Origin of the sequence: Pseudomonas sp. BF-B-15 (assembly GCF_019946675.1) — a bacterium.
GTDB lineage: Bacteria > Pseudomonadota > Gammaproteobacteria > Pseudomonadales > Pseudomonadaceae > Aquipseudomonas > Aquipseudomonas migulae.
This window is the reverse complement of sequence record NZ_JAGYFZ010000060.1, coordinates 1-18,764: the sequence shown is the minus strand read 5'-3', so window position 1 is coordinate 18,764 and position 18,764 is coordinate 1. Positions and strand designations below refer to the sequence as shown.

Here is an 18,764-nt window from a genome sequence, read left to right as displayed (position 1 = left end):
CTTTTATTATTGGCGGGGGATGGTATCGCGGGTTATGCAATTCATCAGGAAAATGTGTTGCCGGTGAAAATGCCTTCGCGAGCAAGCCCGCTCCCACATTGGAATTGTGTACGACACAAAACTAATGTGGGAGCGGGCTTGCTCGCGAAGGGGCCCGCAAAGACGCAACAAAAACTCAGTTCAGTCCGAGTTTCCCACGCAACGTCGACAAATCCTCAGCCAACGTATTCACCGGCCCAACCAGCGCCTTGCGATCGCTGTCCTTCACCTTGTCATAGGTCTCAAAACCGCCATCCCTGGTTTTGTACTTCGCCAGCGTCTTGTTCACCGTGGCAAAGTTTTTGTCGACCTTGGCAATGAACGCCGTGTCCTGCTTCTCGATCTGTGGACGGAACAGGTCGACGATTTTCTTCGCGCCGTCGATATTGCCCTGGAAGTCATACAGGTCGGTGTGGCTGTAACGATCCTCTTCGCCGGAGATCTTGGTGGCGGCGACTTCTTCCAGCAGCGCCGCCGCGCCGCCCACCACTTTCTCCGGCGGGAAGGTCAGGCCGGCCACGCGGGTTTGCAGGTCCTTGACGTCTTTGTTCAAGCCATCCGCCAGTTCGCCCAGGCCCTTGGTGCTCTTCTCGGAAAACAGCGAGTATTCGATGCGGTGGAAACCGGTGAAGTCTTCGGCTTTCACGCCTTTTTCGTGGTCGTCGACACGGGAGTCGATGGAGGCGTCGAGGTCACTGAACAGCTCGGCAATCGGCTCGATCGATTCGTAGTAAACCCGGGTCGGCGCGTAGAGTTTTTGCGCGGTGGCCAGATCACCTTTCTTCACCGCATCGGTGAATTTCTGAGTGTGGCTGGCCAGTTCGTCCAGTTGCTCGGTGACGTAGATTTTGTAATCCGAAATCGGCCCCACCAGTTCCAGCGGCGCCGTCGCCGCGAAAGCCGAAAACGGGGTGTTGAGCAAACCAAGGGTCAGCAATAACGCGAGTGGCGACTTTTTCATGGGACGGTTCCGTGTTGGGGGTTGGTTAGGCGGTGGCTTTTGTTTGTGCGGCGTAGAGCAGCGAGCGACCGATGAAATCCTGGTCGCCCGTCACACCCGGCAGGGTGAAGAAGTACCCGCCGCCGACCGGCTTGAGGTACTCCTCGAGCGGCTCGCCGTTGAGCCGGGTTTGCACGGTGATGAAGCCTTTTTCCAGGTCGGCCTGGTAGCAGATGAACAGCAAGCCCATGTCCAGCTGACCGTTCTTGTTCACGCCGTTGGAGTAGTTGAACGGCCGGCGCAGGATCAGGTTGGCCTGACTCGCGGCGGTGCGCGGGTTGGCCAGTCGGATGTGCGCGTCGAGCTTGGTCAGCTTGCCTTCCGGGTCCTTGGCGTAATCCGGAACCTCGGTTTCATGCGCACCACCCATAGGGGCGCCGGTGCTTTTGATCCGGCCGAGAATGCTTTCCTGTTCCTGCAATGGCGTGCGGTCCCAGCGCTCGACGAAGTTGCGGATGATCCGCACCGCTTGATAGCTGCCGTTGACGGCCCACGCCGGTTCGTCGCTGCCGGGCTGGACCCAGACGATGCGATCCATGGCCTTGGCGTCGTTGGAATCGGGATTGGCCGAGCCGTCGCGAAAACCCAGAAAGTTACGCGCACTCTGCGCCGGCACACCGGGTTTCGCCGGTGCCTGGGGTGGCACGCTGCCTTCCTGTTTCCAGCGCACCAGCAGCAAGTCCGGCAGGTTTTTCACGATGTCGCGCAGGGCGTGGATGTTGGTGTCGGTGGTGTTGGCGCAGAACTGCAAACTCAGGTCGCCGTGGCAGCAATCGGCTTCCAGCGCATCGTTGGGGAAACCGACCATGCGGCTCAGCCGTTTCGGTTTGGCGTGGGCCAGGCCGAAGCGTTCGTCGAACAACGATTCACCCACCGAGACGGTGATGGTCAGGTTGTCCGGCGTGACCACCGGGCCAAGAATCCCTGAATCCACTGGCGGCAGTTTCGGATCGACCTGCGCCACCGGGCCGCCCTTCATCAGGAACGCGATGCGCTCATTGAGCGTGCGGAACAGCCGTTCGAGGTCTTCGCGGTCACTGGCCAACACATCAAACGACACCAACATGCCCGACGCCGGGCGCGGGGTGACGATGCCGCTTTGGTGCTGGCCGTGGAAGTCGTGGTGGTCTTCGGTCCGGTCGCTGCTCGGTGCTTCGGTGACTTGCGCCGGGCTGGCGGCCATGGCCGGGCAGCTCAATGCCGAAGCGGCCAACGCCACACCGGTGGCGCCCATGCCCATCAATACCCGGCGACGCTGGAGGTTGAATTGCTCTGAATCGTTCATCTGAATGTCGTCTTCTGCTACAGGCCGGAAAGGCCAAGGGCGGGATCGATTCCATCGAGTGCATCGGCCAGTGCCTTGGCCTTGTCGGCGATCTGTTTGCGTTGCGCGGCGCCGACCGTGTCATAGCTCGCATAGCCGTCCTTGACCTTGAAACCGTTGAGTTCGGCATCAAGGCTGGCGACAGCGCTGTCGAGGGCCGGCAGCAGTTCGGCGGCGGACTTGGTCAGCAACGGGCGCAACAGGTCGACGACTTTGCGGGCAGCTTCGAGGTTGCCGGCGAAACCGTACAAGTCGGTGTGGCTGTAGCGTTCTTCTTCACCGCTGCTGGCGCGCACATCTCCGAGGTTATTGAGGTTGCGCACCACGATGCTGACCAGTTGTTCCGGGGGCAGCGATTGCGCGAGCAGTTGTTGCTTGAGCGTGGTGACGTCGGTCAGCAGCTGTTGGGCTACTGGTGTCAGGCCGTCGAGGTTGCGTTGCTGGAACAGCGCATATTCCAGGCGATGGAAACCCACGAAGCCGGGGTCCTGCTCACGCTTTTCAAAGTAATCGGCACGGGCGTTGATGGCGTTGTCCAGTTCCGCCAGGCGTTGCGTGGCCGGGGCAATGCGTTGGTAGGCACTGCGCGCCGGGACGTACAAGGCTTGTGCCTGACTCAGGTCACCGGCTTCGATGGCTTGTTCGAGCGCGGTGACGGCTTTGATCAGCGCGGTACTTTGGCTGCTCAGGTAAACGCGGAACTCCGACAACGGCCCGACGAAAGCCACCATCGACGGCTTGGCCTTGGCGGCGGCATCGGACGCCGCGGTCGGTGTCACGTGCAACGTGCCACGCGGGTTGCTCAGCAGGCCGCAGGTGATCGCGTAGTCGCCGGGCAGCAGGTTGGCGTTGATCACCTGACTCAGGCCGGGCGCGATGTTTTCCCGTTCTTCGACCACCAGCACGCCGTCAAGGATTTCCCATTCAACGGCGCGATCCGAGCGGTTGACGATGCGGAAACTGGCGCGACCGGCCGGCACCGTCAACGCGTTCGGTTCGCAGCTGTGGGGGTGAATGGTCACCAGCACTTCGTCATGGTTGGCCTGGCGTTTGGCCGCGGCCATTTTCGAGGCGTAGTAGAACAGGCCACCGGCGGCGATCATCACGATCACCGAACCGGCCACCGCCCAGCGCAAGGCACGGGGAGGGGAGGCCTGAGGTGGGGCTTGATTTGACATGGGTGCCCTTACTGACTGGAAACTATTGAGTGGTCTCAACGCACAGACCCCTTGTGGGAGCGAGCCTGCTCGCGATGGTCGTCAACGATGACGCTGGAGGCCTGATGCACCGCGGCGCTCTTATCGCGAGCAAGCTTGCTCCTACAAAGAAGCGGAAGAAGGTTGTTTAGCGGGTGCCGGCGCCGGAAAAAAAAAACATCACCAACGCCACCAGCAGGTAAATCAGATAAGCGCCGAGGGTGCTGACAGTCGGCGCATCCTGATACCCGAACATCCCGGCCAGCACCGAGCCCAGCGGGCCGTCCATTGGCAGCGTGGTGCTGAAATCGAACAGCACGGTTTGCAGCTGATTCCACACCCCGGCCTCATGCAGCGCCTGCACCGAGTTGGCGAGAATGCCGGCGGCTACCACGAGGATGAACAGCCCGGTCCAGCGAAAGAACGCGCCGAGGTTCAGGCGCATGCTGCCGGTGTAAATGAGGAAGCCAACGATGATCGCCAGGATCAGGCCGAGCAGGGCGCCAATCGGTGCCGCCGGACCTTCGCTTTGCTGGAACACCGCGAGCAGGAAAAACACCGTTTCCAGGCCTTCCCGAGCGACGGCGAAAAACACCATGGCGATCAGCGCCGTGACCTGATGTTTAGAGCCAGTCAGCGCCTGATCGAGGGAGACGTGCAGCGAATGCTTGATCGAACGCGCCACCTTGCGCATCCAGAACACCATGGAACTGAGGATGCCGACCGCCACCAGGCCGACCACACCTTCAAACAGTTCCTGTTGTTTCTGCGGGAACTCAGCGCTGACCAGTTCCAGGCCGCCGCCCACCAGCAGGGCCAGTGCGGCGGCGAGAAACACACCGATCCACACGGCCGGCATCCACTGGCCACGACCGGTTTGCTTGAGGTAGCTGGCGATGATGCCGACGATCAATGCGGCCTCGATGCCTTCGCGCAGCATGATCAGAAAAGGAACAAGCATTCAGCACCGTCGTGGAATTAGATAGGGTGCTAATTTGTAACATAATGACACTCATTCCCAAATGCCAATAGTTGACATTTACCTGAACCTAACCTGAACAACCCTCAACATCACCCAAGTACCCCCTGTAGGAGCGAGCGGTGCGGCGATCCGACTTGCCCGCGAAGAGGCCATGTCAGTCACTGTGGATGTTGAATGACACACTGCTTTCGCGAGCAAGCTTCGCTCCTACGGAACTGTGTCGCTGTGCGCTACTATGCCCTCCACTCAAACAACAGGGCACACCCCGCGCAATGTCGGAAAAAGACACCATTTCCATTCAACTGGTGCGTGAAGCGCTGTTGCAAAGTTGCGCCCCTGGCGCTGCCACCGACGAGGTGTTGAACAAGGTCGGCATCGATCCGGCGCTGCTGGAGTCCGCCGTTGCCCGCGTCCCGGCCACGGCCTATGCGCGTTTGTGGCGGTTGCTGGCCCGGCGTGGCGACGATGAGTTTTTTGGCATGGACCCGCGCAAGCTCAAATCCGGCAGCCTGGAGTTTCTGTGCCGCTGCTCGATGGTCCAGCCGAGCCTGGCCGCCGGCCTGACTTCGGGGCTGGGGTTTCTGTCGTTGATGCTCGAACACCTGCCCGCGCAGCTGGTTCGTCAGCAAAGTCTCGCGGAAATCGTCTTGCTGGAAGACGACCAGGACCCTCGCCGCGCGTTCACCTATTTCACCTACTGGATGATCGTTCACGGCGTTGCGTGTTGGCTGGCCGGGCGGCGGATTCCGATTCTGGCCATCGAGTTGCGCTGCCCGGAACCGGATTTCTGTGATGACTATCAGGTGATGTTTTCCGAGAACCTGCGTTTCGACCGGCCACGCACTCGAATGATTTTTTCGGCCGATTGCCTGGATCTGCCGATCAAGCGCAGCGCGGAAGAACTCAAGCGCTTCCTGGCCCATGCGCCGGCCAATATTCTGGTCAAGTACCGCGACCCGGAGAGTCTGGCGAGTCGGATCAAGCACGATTTGCGGCAATTGCCCGCCGAGCAGTGGCCGGAAACCGAACCTCTGGCACAGCAACTGTGCATGTCGGCCTCGACCTTGCGGCGGCGGCTGGCGGAGGAGGGGCAGACCTATCAAGGCCTCAAGGACGGCGTGCGCAAGGAACTGGCCATTGTCTGGCTGGCGGAGCCGAGTATCAGCTTCGCCGAAATCGCCACGCGGCTGGGGTTTGCCGATGCGAGCTCGTTCTACAAGGCGTTTCGCAAATGGTCGGGGTCGAATCCGGGGCATTATCGGAGTTTGATTCTGACCGAGGCGAGCTGATCCGGGTTTTGTGGTGATTGGGCGGGCCTCTTCGCGGGCAAGCCTCGCTCCTACAGAGAAATGCGATCCCCTGTAGGAGCGAGGCTTGCCCGCGAAGGCGTCAAACCAGGCGCCACATCTGTTGGATCTTGGCCAAACCAGTCAGACAACTTGATAGCTTTGACCATTGCCCCACCCCCCGCGCAGAGCGAGTATTTCGCTGTTGGTTACGCTTCCCCCAACCTAATAAAAATACCGAGGGATTCTGGCAATGCGCGATTACTTGTCTGCCACGTCACAGTTCAATTATCAGCACACCGTCGACGCCGCACTCGCGGGTAACCTGACGGCCCTCAATGCCTGTGTCGAGTGTTGCGACCGGCATGCGTTACCAGGTCGCATCGCGCTGTTCTGGGAAGGGCGGGACGGCACCAGTGCGACGTACACCTTCAGCGACTTGCAGGACAAGGCTGCACGTTTCGCCAATTTCCTGCTGGCGCAGGGCGTAAAGAAAGGCGACAAGGTCGCCGGCCTGCTGCCGCGCAATATCGAATTGTTGATCACCGTGTTCGCCACCTGGCGCATCGGCGCGGTGTATCAGCCGCTGTTCACCGCGTTCGGCCCCAAGGCCATCGAACACCGCTTGAGCAGCTCCGGTGCGAAAGTGGTGGTGACCGACGCGGTCAATCGCTCGAAACTCGCTGAAGTCGCCGACTGCCCGACCATCGTCACCGTCGGTGGTGCAAAAGGCCAGGGCATCGTCCGTGGCGATTTCAGTTTCTGGGCCGAACTGGCCAACTATTCCGCTGACTGCGAACCGGTGCTGCTGACCGGCGAAGACCCGTTCCTGCTGATGTTCACCTCTGGCACGACCGGCCCGTCGAAAGCGCTTTCGGTGCCGCTCAAGGCAATCGTCGCGTTCGAGAGTTACACCCGCGACGCCGTGGACCTGCGCCCTGAAGACGCCTTCTGGAACGTCGCCGATCCGGGTTGGGCCTACGGCATCTATTTCGGCGTCACCGGGCCGATGGCGATGGGGCATCCGATCACCTTTTACGATGGCCCGTTCACCCTCGAAAGCACCTGCCGGGTGATCAACAAGTACGGGATCACCAACCTCACCGGTTCACCGACCGCCTATCGTCTGCTGATCGCCGGTGGCGATGAGTTCGCTAAGTCGATCAAAGGCAAGCTGCGCATCGTCAGCAGCGCCGGCGAGCCGTTGAACCCGGAAGTGATCCGCTGGTTCGCCGACAACCTCGGCGTGGTCATTCACGACCATTACGGCCAGACCGAATTGGGCATGGTCCTGTGCAACCACCACGGCCTCGATCACCCGATCCACATGGGCGCCGCCGGTTTTGCGTCGCCGGGCCACCGTATCGTGGTGCTGGACGAGGAGTACAAGGAACTGGGTGTCGGCCAACCCGGCATCCTCGCCATCGACCGCACTCAATCGCCAATGTGCTGGTTCAACGGCTACGAAGGCGCACCGACCAAAGCCTTCGTCGGCAACTATTACCTGAGCGGCGACACCGTCGAGTGGAACCCGGACGGCAGCATCAGCTTCGTCGGCCGCAGTGACGACGTGATCACCACCTCCGGCTATCGCGTCGGCCCGTTCGATGTGGAAAGCGCATTGATCGAACACCCGGCCGTCGTCGAAGCCGCCGTAGTCGGCAAACCCGATCCGGAGCGCACCGAACTGGTCAAAGCCTTCGTCGTGCTCAGCGCGCAGTACCGCGCCGCGCCGGAGTTGGCCGAAGAGTTGCGCCAACACGTGCGCAAACGTCTGGCCGCGCACTCTTACCCACGTGAAATCGAATTTGTCAGCGAATTGCCGAAAACCCCAAGCGGCAAATTGCAGCGCTTTATCTTGCGCAACCAGGAAATCGCCAAGGCTCAAGAGGCCGCAGCGAAGAACGTTTCAGCTTGAATCCAAGGAAACAATGATGCAGATCGAAAACAAGGTTTTTCTCGTCACCGGAGGTGCCTCCGGGCTCGGTGCGGCCACGGCTGAAATGCTGGTCGCGGCCGGCGCCAAAGTGATGCTGGTGGACATGAACGCCGAAGCGGTCGCGGCCCAGGCTGAACGTCTCGGCGCGCAAAGCGTGGTCGCGGACATCAGCAACGAAGCGGCGGCAGAGGCAGCGGTGCGGGCCACGGTCAAAGCCTTCGGTGGCCTGAACGGTCTGGTCAACTGCGCCGGCATTGTGCGTGGCGAGAAGATCCTCGGCAAAAACGGTCCGCATGCACTGGCCAGTTTCAGCCAGGTGATCAACGTCAACCTGATCGGCAGCTTCAACATGCTGCGTCTGGCGTCGGCGGCCATCGCTGAAACCGAGCCGGATGCCGATGGCGAACGCGGTGTGATCATCAACACCGCTTCCGCCGCAGCCTATGACGGCCAGATCGGCCAGGCGGCCTATGCGGCATCGAAAGGCGCGATTGTCAGCCTGACCTTGCCGGCGGCTCGTGAACTGGCGCGCTTCGGTATCCGTGTGATGACCATCGCCCCAGGGATTTTCGAGACGCCGATGATGGCCGGCATGACCCCGGAAGTCCGCGATTCCCTTGCCGCTGGCGTGCCGTTTCCACCACGTTTGGGCAAACCGGCCGAGTACGCGCAGCTGGTCAGGCATATTATTGATAACAGCATGCTCAATGGCGAGGTGATCCGTCTCGACGGTGCCTTGCGCATGGCCGCCAAGTAAGGAGGATTTGTCATGACCCTTTCCCACGATCCAATCGTTATCGTCAGCGCCGTCCGTACCCCGATGGGCGGTTTCCAGGGCGAACTGAAAAGCCTGACTGCACCGCAATTGGGTGCCGCCGCGATTCGCGCCGCCGTTGAACGCGCCGGTGTTGCGCCGGACGCGGTTGAAGAAGTGCTGTTTGGCTGCGTGCTGCCCGCCGGCCTCGGCCAGGCCCCGGCGCGCCAGGCTGCACTGGGCGCCGGGCTGGATAAATCGACCCGTTGCACCACCCTGAACAAGATGTGCGGTTCCGGTATGGAAGCGGCCATCCTGGCCCATGACATGCTGCTCGCCGGCAGTGCCGATGTGGTGGTGGCGGGTGGCATGGAAAGCATGTCCAACGCGCCATACCTGCTGGACCGCGCCCGCAGCGGTTATCGCATGGGCCATGGCCGTGTGCTCGATTCCATGTTCCTCGACGGCCTGGAAGACGCCTACGACAAGGGCCGCCTGATGGGCACTTTCGCCGAAGATTGCGCTGAAACCAACGGCTTCAGCCGCGAAGCGCAGGATGCGTTTGCCATCGCTTCGACCACCCGTGCGCAGCAGGCGATCAAGGACGGCAGCTTCAAGGACGAGATCGTGCCGTTGACCGTGACCGTCGGCAAAGAGCAAGTCGTCATCAGTAACGACGAGCAGCCACCAAAAGCCAAACTGGACAAGATTGCCTCGCTGAAACCGGCCTTCCGCGAAGGCGGCACGGTGACGGCGGCCAACTCCAGTTCGATTTCCGACGGTGCGGCGGCGCTGGTGCTGATGCGTCGTTCCGAAGCGGACAAGCGCGGCCTGAAACCGCTGGCGGTGATCCATGGCCACGCGGCATTCGCCGACACGCCGGGCCTGTTCCCGGTGGCACCGATCGGCGCGATCAAGCGGCTGATGAAGAAAACCGGCTGGTCGTTGAATGACGTGGACCTGGTGGAAGTCAATGAAGCCTTCGCGGTGGTCGGCATGGCTGCGATGACCCATCTGGAAATCCCCCACGAGAAACTCAACGTGCACGGCGGCGCTTGCGCCTTGGGCCACCCGATCGGTGCGTCCGGCGCGCGGATCCTCGTGACCTTGCTCTCGGCCCTGCGCCAGAAAGGCCTGAAACGCGGCGTTGCGGCGATCTGCATCGGCGGCGGCGAAGCCACGGCGATGGCCGTGGAATGCCTGTACTGATCTGACTCTGTAGGAGCCGGCTTGCCGGCGATGGCGTACTTGAAATCGCCATCGCCAGCAAGCTGGCTCCTACAGAGGCGATTACATTTTTAAGGATTTGCCATGATTCCCAATGACGAACAACTGCAGATCAGCGAAGCGGCCCGGCAGTTTGCCCAGGAACGGCTGAAACCGTTCGCCGCCGAATGGGACCGTGAGCACCGCTTCCCCAAGGAAGCCATCGGCGAAATGGCTGAACTGGGTTTCTTCGGCATGCTGGTGCCCGAACAGTGGGGTGGGTGCGACACCGGTTACCTGGCCTACGCCATGGCCCTGGAAGAAATCGCCGCCGGCGACGGCGCCTGCTCGACCATCATGAGCGTGCACAACTCGGTCGGCTGCGTGCCGATCCTGAACTACGGCAACGACGACCAGAAAGAACGTTTTCTCAAACCGTTGGCCAGCGGTGCAATGCTCGGCGCCTTCGCCCTGACCGAACCGCAGGCCGGCTCCGATGCCAGCGGCCTGAAAACCCGTGCGCGCCTGGAAGGCGATCATTACGTCCTGAACGGTTGCAAACAGTTCATCACCTCCGGGCAGAACGCCGGCGTGGTGATCGTGTTTGCAGTGACGGACCCGAGCGCCGGCAAACGCGGGATCACCGCACTGATCGTGCCGACCGATTCACCGGGCTACAAAGTCGCCCGCGTCGAAGACAAACTCGGCCAGCATGCGTCCGACACCTGCCAGATTCTGTTCGAAGACGTCAAAGTGCCGGTGGCCAACCGCTTGGGCGAGGAGGGTGAAGGCTATCGAATTGCCCTGGCCAACCTCGAAGGCGGCCGCGTCGGCATCGCTTCGCAATCGGTGGGCATGGCCCGAGCCGCGTTTGAAGCGGCGCGGGATTACGCCCGTGAGCGCGAGAGTTTCGGCAAACCGATCATCGAGCATCAGGCCGTCGCGTTCCGCCTCGCGGACATGGCGACCCAGATCGCCGTGGCCCGGCAAATGGTGCATTACGCCGCCGCGCTGCGTGACAGCGGCAAACCGGCGTTGGTCGAAGCGTCCATGGCCAAACTGTTCGCCTCGGAAATGGCCGAAAAGGTCTGCTCTGCAGCGTTGCAAACCCTCGGCGGTTACGGTTACCTGAACGACTTCCCGCTGGAGCGGATCTACCGCGACGTGCGGGTATGCCAGATCTACGAAGGCACCAGCGATATTCAGCGCATGGTCATTTCGCGCAGTCTTTAAGAAGGAGTCCATTGTGAGTTACGAAACGATTTTGCTGGAAATCCATGGCCGTGTCGGCCTGATCACCCTGAACCGTCCGCAGGCGCTGAACGCGTTGAACGCGCAGATCGTCAGCGAACTGAACCACGCCCTCGATGGCCTGGAAGCCGATTCGAACATCGGTTGCATCGTGCTGACCGGCTCGAAAAAAGCCTTCGCCGCCGGTGCCGACATCAAGGAAATGGCTGAGCTGACCTACCCGCAGATCTACCTCGACGATCTGTTCAGCGACAGCGACCGCGTGGCCAACCGCCGCAAGCCGATCATCGCTGCTGTGAACGGTTTTGCCCTGGGCGGTGGTTGTGAACTGGCGCTGATGTGCGACTTCATCCTCGCCGGGGACAACGCGAAGTTCGGCCAACCGGAAATCAACCTCGGCGTGTTGCCGGGCATGGGCGGCACACAGCGCCTGACTCGCGCAGTCGGTAAAGCCAAGGCGATGGAAATGTGCCTGAGCGGGCGTTTGATCGATGCCGTGGAAGCAGAGCGTTGCGGGATCGTGGCGCGGATCGTGCCAGCGGATGAATTGCTGGAAGAAGCGCTGAAAGTCGCCGCACTGATCGCCAAGAAATCGTTGCCGATTGCGATGATGGTCAAGGAAAGCGTCAACCGCGCCTTCGAAGTGAGCCTGTCGGAAGGCGTGCGCTTTGAGCGTCGGGTGTTCCATGCGGCGTTTGCGACGCAGGATCAGAAGGAAGGGATGGCGGCGTTTATTGCCAAGCGTGAGGCGGAGTTCGTCGGTAAGTGATGTAGCGTTCTCACGGACGTCTTCGCGGGCAAGCCTCGCTCCTACGGGGATACGCATTCCCCTGTAGGAGCGAGGCTTGCCCGCGAAGCTTTTTCCAGCACCCATGAAATGCATTGAAAGAATTCAGCGAAGCAGGGCCATCACTCCGCCCGTATCTGATCCCATGTACCTCGACTATGGTGAATTTGCCCGGACGCTAACCGAGGCTTCAGGACGAAGCCGTCGTTTCAGGCTCAATCACTTTATTCGAGGTTTACATGAGCATTTGTCATTTTGTGCACGCCCAGTGCGGTACGCCGGTATCGCACGTCCCCCAAGGTTATGTTCTGGCCAACGAGCCCATGAAAGACGACATCGTCTATTGGCCACAAAACCCCAACACCGCCTTGTTGGTGACCCGACGAACCGTTGTGATTGAGGAAGACGGCACGACATCGGTGTTCTTCGCGGTGCAGGAAATGCCGTCCAGCGAACCCGATTTGAGCGTGGCAATTCAGACCGTACGCGCCACAACGTCGGTGGTTTAAACCAATAACGCCTTCGCGGGCAAGCCTCGCTCCTACAGGTTATCGGTGTTCGCATGAACAACACACAACCTGTAGGAGCGAGGCTTGCCCGCGAAGCTTTTTAAGGTTCACACCAGATAATTTTTCAACTCTCGGGCAATCACCATCCGCTGAATCTCGCTCGACCCTTCATAAATCTGCGTGATCCGCGCATCCCGGTAGTAACGCTCCACCGGGTAATCCTCCAGATACCCGTACCCGCCATGGATCTGCATCGCTGACGAGCAGACCTTCTCAGCCATTTCCGAGGCAAACAGCTTGGCCTGCGAAGCCTCCGACAGGCACGGCTTGCCGGCACTGCGCAACCGCGCGGCGTGCAGGATCATCAACCGTGCAGCGTTGAGTTGCATGTGCATGTCGGCCAGCATGTTGGCGATGCTCTGGTGCTCGATGATCGGCTTGGCGAACTGCACGCGATCACGGGAGTAGGCCAGCGCCGCTTCGAAAGCGGCACGCGCGATACCCAAGGCCTGCGCGGCGATGCCGATGCGTCCGCCTTCGAGGTTGGAGAGGGCGATGGCCAGGCCTTTACCGCGTTCACCCAACAGATTGGCTTCGGGGATGGTGCAGTTGCTCAGGGTGACTGCGCAGGTATCGGACGCGCGAATGCCCATCTTGTGTTCGGTGCGATCAACGATGAAACCGGCGGTATCGGTCGGCACCAGAAACGCCGAGATACCACGCTTGCCCAGGTCCGGATCGGTCACGGCAAACACAATCGCCAGTTTCGCCCGTTTGCCGTTGCTGACGAATTGCTTGGCGCCGTTGATCACCCACTGGCCGTCGCGCAGTTCGGCGCGGGTGCGCAGGTTATGCGCCTCGGAACCGGCTTGCGGCTCGGTCAGGCAGAAGCAGCCGATGGCCTTGCCGCTGGCCAGATCCGGCAACCAGGTCTGTTTCTGTTCGTCGGTGCCGTAGTTCATGACCGGCCCGCAACCCACGGAATTGTGGATGCTCATCAGTGCGCCCGTGGCGCCGTCGCCGGCGGAAATCTCTTCCACCGCCAGGGCGTAGGCGACGTAATCGACATAAGTGCCGCCCCATTCCTCGGGCACCACCATGCCCAGCAGACCCAGTTCGCCCATCTTCGCTACCAGACCGTCGTCGATCCAGCCGGCCTTTTCCCAGGCTTGCGCGTGGGGCGCGATTTCGCCACGGGCAAAGTCCCGGGCCATGTCGCGGATCATGACTTGCTCTTCGCTCAATTCGATATCGTGCATGGCTCAGCTCCCGCTCCGGTCAAACCCTGTGAAAAAACTCGCGACATGTGCGGCGTCCAGCGCCTGCAAGGTCGGCGGGTTCCAGCGCGGGGTCTTGTCTTTGTCGATCAGCAAGGCGCGCACGCCTTCGATCAGGTCGCCGCGCTCGAACCACTGACGGTCCAGGTGCAGCTCCAGGGCAAAACAGTCTTCCAGACTCAGGTGCCGACCGCGCCGCAGCATTTCCAGGGTCACGCCCATGGCCAGCGGTGAACGGCTTTGCAGCAGGTCGGCGGTGGTGGTCGCCCATTCATGGCTGTCGGCAACCGTAACGTTGCGCAGTTGTTCAACAATACCCGGCACATCGGGCAGGGCGAAGAAGTGATCGATAGCCGGGCGCAGCGCTTCCAATGGCGCGTCCGGCAGTTGCTGCACGGCGAGTCGGGCCAGCAGGCCTTGCAGGTCCTTGAGCGGCGTGTCGTGCCATTCCAGCTGATCGAGTTTTTCGTCCAGCGTGGCCAGTTTGCTGCTGTCCAGATACCAGTCGGCCAGGCCGCAATAGAGCGCATCCGCCGCACGGATCTGCACGCCGCTGACGCCCAGGTAGATCCCCAGTTCACCGGGGATGCGCGGCAGGAAGTAGCTGCCACCGACGTCCGGGAAATAACCGATGGCCACTTCCGGCATTGCCAGGCGGCTTTTCTCGGTGACCACGCGCAGGTCGGCGCCTTGCACCAGACCCATGCCGCCACCCAGGACGAAGCCGTCCATCAGGGCGAGAACCGGTTTGCGGTAATGGTGAATCGCGAGGTCGAGGGCGTATTCCTCGACGAAGAAATCTTCGTGCAGGGTGTCGCCGTTTTTGAAGCTGTCATACAGCGAGCGGATGTCGCCGCCGGCACAAAAGGCTTTTTCGCCGGCACCGCGCAAGACCACCGCGTGAATGTTCGAATCCTGCGCCCAAGCGTCGAGCTGACGCTGCAGATTGCGCACCATGTCGAGGGTAATGGCGTTGAGGCCAGCGGGGCGGTTGAGGGTCAGGTGACCGATATGGTTGCGAACCTCGGCCAGCACGTCGTTTTGCGTGGCATCCATGGACGAAGTCCACTTCGATGAAACCTGAGCAGTCATCACTAACTCCCTGCTTTTATTGTTCTTTATAGAGAAGCTCGCGCGCGAGCGATGCTGGATCGTAACAGTGCAAATTTGCCTAGTACAACCCGGATATGTGCAGGTCTCGTGTGCATTTTTGTAATAGCGCTGAAGGATTTCCCTCTCAAGACCACCGCGGGCCGCGCTCACGACCGAATCGGCTGTGAAAACAGCCTTATCAGCGCAATCGGGGCGTCTGGAACGGCCCTTACGACACCTGCAACAGGTTATCTGTTGGCATTCTGGCCGTGCTTTTGAAGCCGTCTGTGCCGAGGGTTTCAGGCTGGAGGCCGCAACGTGCGGCCCCTCGAACAAAACAATAAGAACGCTGTTGCGGCTCGCGCCGCACCGACTCTCTGTTCCTGCCCATAAAGGCGGTCCGGTTCGCCAGGCCGCGATAACTCCAAACAAATCGGGACTCAAGAAGATGAATATCAAATGGCTGACTTTGCCGACACTCGCGCTGCTGTGCTGCACCACCGGCGCCCATGCCAAGGAATGGAAAGAGCTGCGATTCGGCGTCAACCCAAGCTACCCGCCTTTTGAGTCAACCACCGCCGATGGCGGCGTGCAGGGCTTTGGCGTGGACCTGGGCAACGCGATCTGTGCCGAGCTGAAACTGACTTGCGTGTGGGTCAGCAATGATTTCGACGGGCTGATTCCAGCCCTCAAGGCCGGCAAGTTCGACGCCATCGAATCGTCGATGACCGTGACCGAGCCGCGCAAAAAGCAGATCGACTTCACCGACCGTCTGTACGCCGGGCCGACCGCCATCGTCACCCGCAAGGACTCCGGGCTGCTGCCCACCGCCGAGTCGCTGCGGGGCAAGACCATCGGTTACATGCAGGGCACGATTCAGGAAACCTACGCCAAGGCCAAACTGGGGCCGGGCGGCGTGAAGCTGCGCGCTTATCAGAATCAGGATCAGGTGTACGCCGACCTGGTTTATGGCCGTCTCGATGCGTCGATCCAGGACAAGCTGCAAGCACAGATGAGCTTTCTCACATCGCCACAAGGGGCTGACTTCCAGAACAGCGAAGGCATCAGCGACCCGTTGGTGCCGTCGGAAATCGCCATCGGCGTGCGCAAGGACAACGAAGAACTCAAAGGCATGCTCAATGCCGCCATCAAGGCCCTGCACGACAAGGGCATCTACGCACAGATCCAGCAGAAGCATTTCGGCGATCTGGACCTCTACAACAACTGATCCTCGCGCCCCAAGACACTGTGCCGTGAACCGGCACAGTGTTTCATCGTGGGCGCCTCAAGACAGGTGACTGGCGTGAATTCCTTCCTGAATCTGATCGGGCTCGATGTTTCGGCCCTGCAAGGCTATGGCCCATTGTTGCTGCACGGCACCTGGGTCACGCTGAAACTGTCGGCGCTCTCGCTGCTGGTGAGCATGGCGCTGGGGCTGCTCGGCGCGGCGGCAAAGCTGTCGCCGCTGAAGCTGTTGAACCTGCCGGCAACCTTCTACACCACCTTGATTCGCGGTGTGCCGGACCTGGTGCTGATGCTGCTGATTTTCTACAGCCTGCAAGGCTGGCTGAGCAGCCTGACCGAAGCGATGGGCTGGCCGTACATGGAAATCGACCCGTTCGTGGCCGGGATTATCACTCTCGGGTTTATCTATGGCGCGTATTTCACCGAGACCTTTCGCGGGGCGATCCTCAGCGTGCCGCGTGGACAGCAGGAAGCCGCGGCGTGTTTCGGTTTGAACCGCTGGCAGCGGTTTCGCTTCGTGGTGTTTCCGCAAATGATGCGATTTGCCTTGCCGAGCCTGGGCAACAACTGGCTGGTGTTGCTCAAGGCCACGGCGCTGGTGTCGATCATCGGCTTGTCGGACCTGGTCAAGGTCGCGCAAGAGGCCGGTAAAAGCACCTTCAACATGCTCGATTTCCTGCTGATGGCGGCGGCGCTTTATCTGCTGATCACCAGCGCGTCGAACTACGCCTTGCGTGTGTTGGAGCGACGTTACAACCAGGGCGTACGGGGGATGGCGCGATGATCGAGTTGATTGCCGAATACTGGAAACCCTTTCTGTTCAGCGACGGCGAGACCCTCACTGGCCTGGCGATGACCCTGTGGTTGCTGGTGGCGAGCATCGCGATGGGCTTTGTCCTGTCGTTGCCGTTGGCGATCCTGCGCACCTCGCGCTGGGGCTTGCTGCGCTGGCCGGTTCAGCTGTTTACCTACGTGTTTCGCGGTACGCCGCTGTATATCCAGCTGCTGATTTGCTACAGCGGGATCTACGGCATCGCGGTGGTGCGCTCGCAGCCGCTGCTCGAAGCGTTCTTTCGCGACGCGATGAATTGCACGCTGCTCGCGTTCACCCTCAACACTTGCGCCTATACCGTGGAAATTTTCGCCGGGGCGATCCGCAGCATTCCCTACGGTGAGATCGAGGCAGCCAACGCTTATGGCTTGAGCGGCTGGCGCCTGTACCTGCGACTGATCCTGCCCTCGGCGCTGCGCCGGGCGCTGCCGTATTACAGCAACGAAGTGATTCTGATGCTGCACGCGACTTCGGTGGCGTTCACCGCAACCATTCCGGACATTCTCAAAGTCGCCCGCGACGCCAACGCTGCGACCTTCATGACCTTCCAGGCGTTCGGCATTGCCGGCCTGCTGTACCTCGCGTTGTCGTTTGGCCTGGTCGGCGCATTTCGCCTCGCGGAAAAGCGCTGGCTGAGCTTTCTCGGGCCGACTCATTAATCCATTTATCCAGAGCAGCGCCGAATCGGGTGCTGCTGCAGGGGTGTCTGCATGTACAAACTCACGGTTGAAAATCTGTATAAACGTTTTGGTGACAATGAAGTGCTCAAGGGCGTCTCGTTGAATGCGCGGGCAGGGGACGTGGTGAGCATGATCGGCGCCAGCGGTTCAGGCAAAAGCACCATGCTGCGTTGCATCAATTTTCTGGAACGGGCGGACGAGGGTGCCATCGAACTCGACGGCGAACGGGTCATCACTCGCCCGGGTGCGGGTGGCATGCGCGTCGCCCATCCGGCACAGTTGCAGCGTTTGCGCACGCGCCTGGCGATGGTGTTCCAGCATTTCAACTTGTGGAGTCACCTGACCGTTCTGGAGAACATCGTGCTGGCGCCGTGCCGGGTGCTGGGCATCAGCCGCAAGGCGGCTGAGGAAAGTGCACGGGCTTATCTGGACAAGGTCGGCTTGCCGCAGCGAGTCGCCGATCAATACCCGGCGTTTCTCTCCGGTGGCCAGCAGCAACGGGTGGCGATTGCCCGGGCGCTGGCGGTGGAGCCGGAAATTCTGCTGTTCGACGAGCCGACCTCGGCCCTTGATCCGGAGTTGGTCGGCGAAGTGCTCAAGGTGATTCAGGCACTGGCGGAAGAAGGCCGGACCATGTTGATGGTGACCCACGAAATGGGCTTTGCCCGGCAGGTGTCGAGCCAGGTGTTGTTCTTGCATCAGGGGCGGGTCGAGGAGCAGGGTGATGCGACGATCCTCGACCAGCCAAACAGTGAACGTTTGCAGCAATTCCTATCGGGTCGTTTGAAGTGAGGCAAGACGTACATGGCGGACATCCGCGATCTGTCGATCGTGCTTGATCGTATCGATCAGGCAATCATTGAAGTGCTGCGCCATGAAGGGCGCATCACTTACCAAAAGCTTTCGGAGCGCGTGCACCTGACCCCCAGGCCATGCCTGGAACGGGTGCGCAAGCTTGAACAGCTCGGGGTCATTCGCGGTTACGGGGCGATTCTCGATGAGAAAAAACTGACACCGGGGCTGTCTTTGCTGGTGTTGGTTGCGCTGTCGAACCAGAGCGGGCGGGCGGCGCAAAAAGCCTTCGAAGCCAAGGTCCGTGCTTGCCCGCAGGTGCTGGAGTGTCGCTTGATCAGCGGCGCGTTCGACTACAGCCTGCGCATGCGTTGCCGCGACATGGAACATTACCGGGTGCTGACCGAAGTCTGGTTCGACGACCCGGAGCTGCACATCGACAAACTGGTCAGCCACCCGGAACTGGCGATGGTCAAGACCACGATGGAGTAATAAACACTGCTGTCCCCTGTGGGAGCGAGCCTGCTCGCGATAGCGGTGTGTCAGTTACTAATGAATTGACTGATACACCGC

17 protein-coding genes and 1 pseudogene are annotated in these 18,764 nt (G+C 60.8%); 12 read left to right on the top strand and 6 right to left on the bottom strand.

All coding sequences use genetic code 11. From position 1 onward, the window contains the following. Positions 1 to 175: 175 nt before the first annotated feature. From efeO (KGA97_RS19055) to efeU, 4 genes and pseudogenes are all read right to left on the bottom strand, one after another. The gene (gene efeO, locus KGA97_RS19055; RefSeq protein ID WP_223481283.1) at positions 176 to 1,000 is read right to left on the bottom strand and encodes an iron uptake system protein EfeO; all 825 of its coding nucleotides are present in this window, start codon (positions 998 to 1,000) and stop codon (positions 176 to 178) included. A gap of 25 nt (positions 1,001 to 1,025) precedes the next feature. Continuing rightward, entirely contained in the window at positions 1,026 to 2,324 is a 1,299-nt protein-coding gene (efeB, locus tag KGA97_RS19050) for an iron uptake transporter deferrochelatase/peroxidase subunit (protein WP_223481282.1), read from the bottom strand. Positions 2,325 to 2,341: 17 nt separating this feature from the next. Beyond that, positions 2,342 to 3,541: an iron uptake system protein EfeO gene (efeO, locus tag KGA97_RS19045; protein WP_223481281.1), complete on the bottom strand. Its 1,200-nt coding sequence runs from the start codon at positions 3,539 to 3,541 to the stop codon at positions 2,342 to 2,344. 141 nt (positions 3,542 to 3,682) lie between these two features. After that, a pseudogene (efeU, locus tag KGA97_RS19040) lies at positions 3,683 to 4,520 on the bottom strand (iron uptake transporter permease EfeU). A 293-nt stretch (positions 4,521 to 4,813) separates the two neighbouring features. Between efeU and KGA97_RS19035 the strand changes: the two are divergent. The 7 genes from KGA97_RS19035 (at position 4,814) to KGA97_RS19005 (ending at position 12,273) form a co-directional block, all read left to right on the top strand. Then, complete coding sequence (locus KGA97_RS19035) at positions 4,814 to 5,830, top strand: AraC family transcriptional regulator (protein ID WP_223481280.1); 1,017 nt, start codon at positions 4,814 to 4,816, stop codon at positions 5,828 to 5,830. A 250-nt stretch (positions 5,831 to 6,080) separates the two neighbouring features. Next, the gene (locus KGA97_RS19030) at positions 6,081 to 7,745 is read left to right on the top strand and encodes an AMP-binding protein (protein ID WP_008038364.1); all 1,665 of its coding nucleotides are present in this window, start codon (positions 6,081 to 6,083) and stop codon (positions 7,743 to 7,745) included. Between the two features lie 16 nt (positions 7,746 to 7,761). After that, positions 7,762 to 8,523 (top strand): SDR family NAD(P)-dependent oxidoreductase, encoded by a 762-nt coding sequence (locus KGA97_RS19025; protein WP_223481279.1) that lies wholly within the window; start codon positions 7,762 to 7,764, stop codon positions 8,521 to 8,523. A 12-nt stretch (positions 8,524 to 8,535) separates the two neighbouring features. Continuing rightward, positions 8,536 to 9,729 (top strand): acetyl-CoA C-acyltransferase, encoded by a 1,194-nt coding sequence (locus KGA97_RS19020; RefSeq protein ID WP_008038365.1) that lies wholly within the window; start codon positions 8,536 to 8,538, stop codon positions 9,727 to 9,729. 102 nt (positions 9,730 to 9,831) lie between these two features. Continuing rightward, positions 9,832 to 10,959, top strand: a complete 1,128-nt coding sequence (locus KGA97_RS19015; RefSeq protein ID WP_008026517.1) for an acyl-CoA dehydrogenase — start codon at positions 9,832 to 9,834, stop codon at positions 10,957 to 10,959. Between the two features lie 13 nt (positions 10,960 to 10,972). Beyond that, the gene (locus KGA97_RS19010) at positions 10,973 to 11,746 is read left to right on the top strand and encodes an enoyl-CoA hydratase (RefSeq protein WP_084320700.1); all 774 of its coding nucleotides are present in this window, start codon (positions 10,973 to 10,975) and stop codon (positions 11,744 to 11,746) included. Between the two features lie 257 nt (positions 11,747 to 12,003). Further along, complete coding sequence (locus KGA97_RS19005) at positions 12,004 to 12,273, top strand: hypothetical protein (protein ID WP_008038369.1); 270 nt, start codon at positions 12,004 to 12,006, stop codon at positions 12,271 to 12,273. A 107-nt stretch (positions 12,274 to 12,380) separates the two neighbouring features. Here KGA97_RS19005 and KGA97_RS19000 read toward each other — a convergent pair whose 3' ends face one another. Together KGA97_RS19000 and KGA97_RS18995 are read right to left on the bottom strand one after the other, a co-directional pair. Beyond that, positions 12,381 to 13,532: an acyl-CoA dehydrogenase family protein gene (locus KGA97_RS19000; RefSeq protein WP_008026512.1), complete on the bottom strand. Its 1,152-nt coding sequence runs from the start codon at positions 13,530 to 13,532 to the stop codon at positions 12,381 to 12,383. Between the two features lie 3 nt (positions 13,533 to 13,535). Further along, the gene (locus tag KGA97_RS18995; RefSeq protein WP_008038371.1) at positions 13,536 to 14,642 is read right to left on the bottom strand and encodes an enoyl-CoA hydratase/isomerase family protein; all 1,107 of its coding nucleotides are present in this window, start codon (positions 14,640 to 14,642) and stop codon (positions 13,536 to 13,538) included. A 448-nt stretch (positions 14,643 to 15,090) separates the two neighbouring features. On the opposite strand from KGA97_RS18995, the gene KGA97_RS18990 reads away from it, so the two are divergent. From KGA97_RS18990 to KGA97_RS18970, 5 genes are all read left to right on the top strand, one after another. Further along, positions 15,091 to 15,870: a transporter substrate-binding domain-containing protein gene (locus KGA97_RS18990; RefSeq protein ID WP_008026508.1), complete on the top strand. Its 780-nt coding sequence runs from the start codon at positions 15,091 to 15,093 to the stop codon at positions 15,868 to 15,870. Between the two features lie 75 nt (positions 15,871 to 15,945). Beyond that, positions 15,946 to 16,671 carry an ABC transporter permease gene (locus KGA97_RS18985; RefSeq protein ID WP_008038374.1) on the top strand — a complete coding sequence of 242 codons (726 nt, stop codon included), beginning with the start codon at positions 15,946 to 15,948 and terminating at the stop codon, positions 16,669 to 16,671. Further along, complete coding sequence (locus tag KGA97_RS18980; RefSeq protein WP_223481278.1) at positions 16,668 to 17,378, top strand: ABC transporter permease; 711 nt, start codon at positions 16,668 to 16,670, stop codon at positions 17,376 to 17,378. The genes KGA97_RS18985 and KGA97_RS18980 overlap by 4 nt, the downstream gene beginning before the upstream one ends. Before the next feature lie 51 nt (positions 17,379 to 17,429). Continuing rightward, complete coding sequence (locus KGA97_RS18975) at positions 17,430 to 18,191, top strand: ABC transporter ATP-binding protein (protein ID WP_223481277.1); 762 nt, start codon at positions 17,430 to 17,432, stop codon at positions 18,189 to 18,191. A gap of 12 nt (positions 18,192 to 18,203) precedes the next feature. Then, positions 18,204 to 18,683, top strand: a complete 480-nt coding sequence (locus KGA97_RS18970) for an Lrp/AsnC family transcriptional regulator (protein ID WP_008026500.1) — start codon at positions 18,204 to 18,206, stop codon at positions 18,681 to 18,683. Positions 18,684 to 18,764 lie beyond the last annotated feature (81 nt).

Coding starts and splice junctions, on each gene's coding strand:
- KGA97_RS19015 (WP_008026517.1), top strand. CDS start 9,832: ATGATTCCCAATGACGAACAACTGCAGATCAGCGAAGCGGCCCGGCAG.
- KGA97_RS18975 (WP_223481277.1), top strand. CDS start 17,430: ATGTACAAACTCACGGTTGAAAATCTGTATAAACGTTTTGGTGACAAT.
- KGA97_RS18980 (WP_223481278.1), top strand. CDS start 16,668: ATGATCGAGTTGATTGCCGAATACTGGAAACCCTTTCTGTTCAGCGAC.
- KGA97_RS18995 (WP_008038371.1), bottom strand. CDS start 14,642: ATGACTGCTCAGGTTTCATCGAAGTGGACTTCGTCCATGGATGCCACG.
- efeB (WP_223481282.1), bottom strand. CDS start 2,324: ATGAACGATTCAGAGCAATTCAACCTCCAGCGTCGCCGGGTATTGATG.
- efeO (WP_223481281.1), bottom strand. CDS start 3,541: ATGTCAAATCAAGCCCCACCTCAGGCCTCCCCTCCCCGTGCCTTGCGC.
- KGA97_RS19035 (WP_223481280.1), top strand. CDS start 4,814: ATGTCGGAAAAAGACACCATTTCCATTCAACTGGTGCGTGAAGCGCTG.
- efeO (WP_223481283.1), bottom strand. CDS start 1,000: ATGAAAAAGTCGCCACTCGCGTTATTGCTGACCCTTGGTTTGCTCAAC.
- KGA97_RS18970 (WP_008026500.1), top strand. CDS start 18,204: ATGGCGGACATCCGCGATCTGTCGATCGTGCTTGATCGTATCGATCAG.
- KGA97_RS19020 (WP_008038365.1), top strand. CDS start 8,536: ATGACCCTTTCCCACGATCCAATCGTTATCGTCAGCGCCGTCCGTACC.
- KGA97_RS19030 (WP_008038364.1), top strand. CDS start 6,081: ATGCGCGATTACTTGTCTGCCACGTCACAGTTCAATTATCAGCACACC.
- KGA97_RS19005 (WP_008038369.1), top strand. CDS start 12,004: ATGAGCATTTGTCATTTTGTGCACGCCCAGTGCGGTACGCCGGTATCG.
- KGA97_RS19025 (WP_223481279.1), top strand. CDS start 7,762: ATGCAGATCGAAAACAAGGTTTTTCTCGTCACCGGAGGTGCCTCCGGG.
- KGA97_RS19000 (WP_008026512.1), bottom strand. CDS start 13,532: ATGCACGATATCGAATTGAGCGAAGAGCAAGTCATGATCCGCGACATG.
- KGA97_RS18990 (WP_008026508.1), top strand. CDS start 15,091: ATGAATATCAAATGGCTGACTTTGCCGACACTCGCGCTGCTGTGCTGC.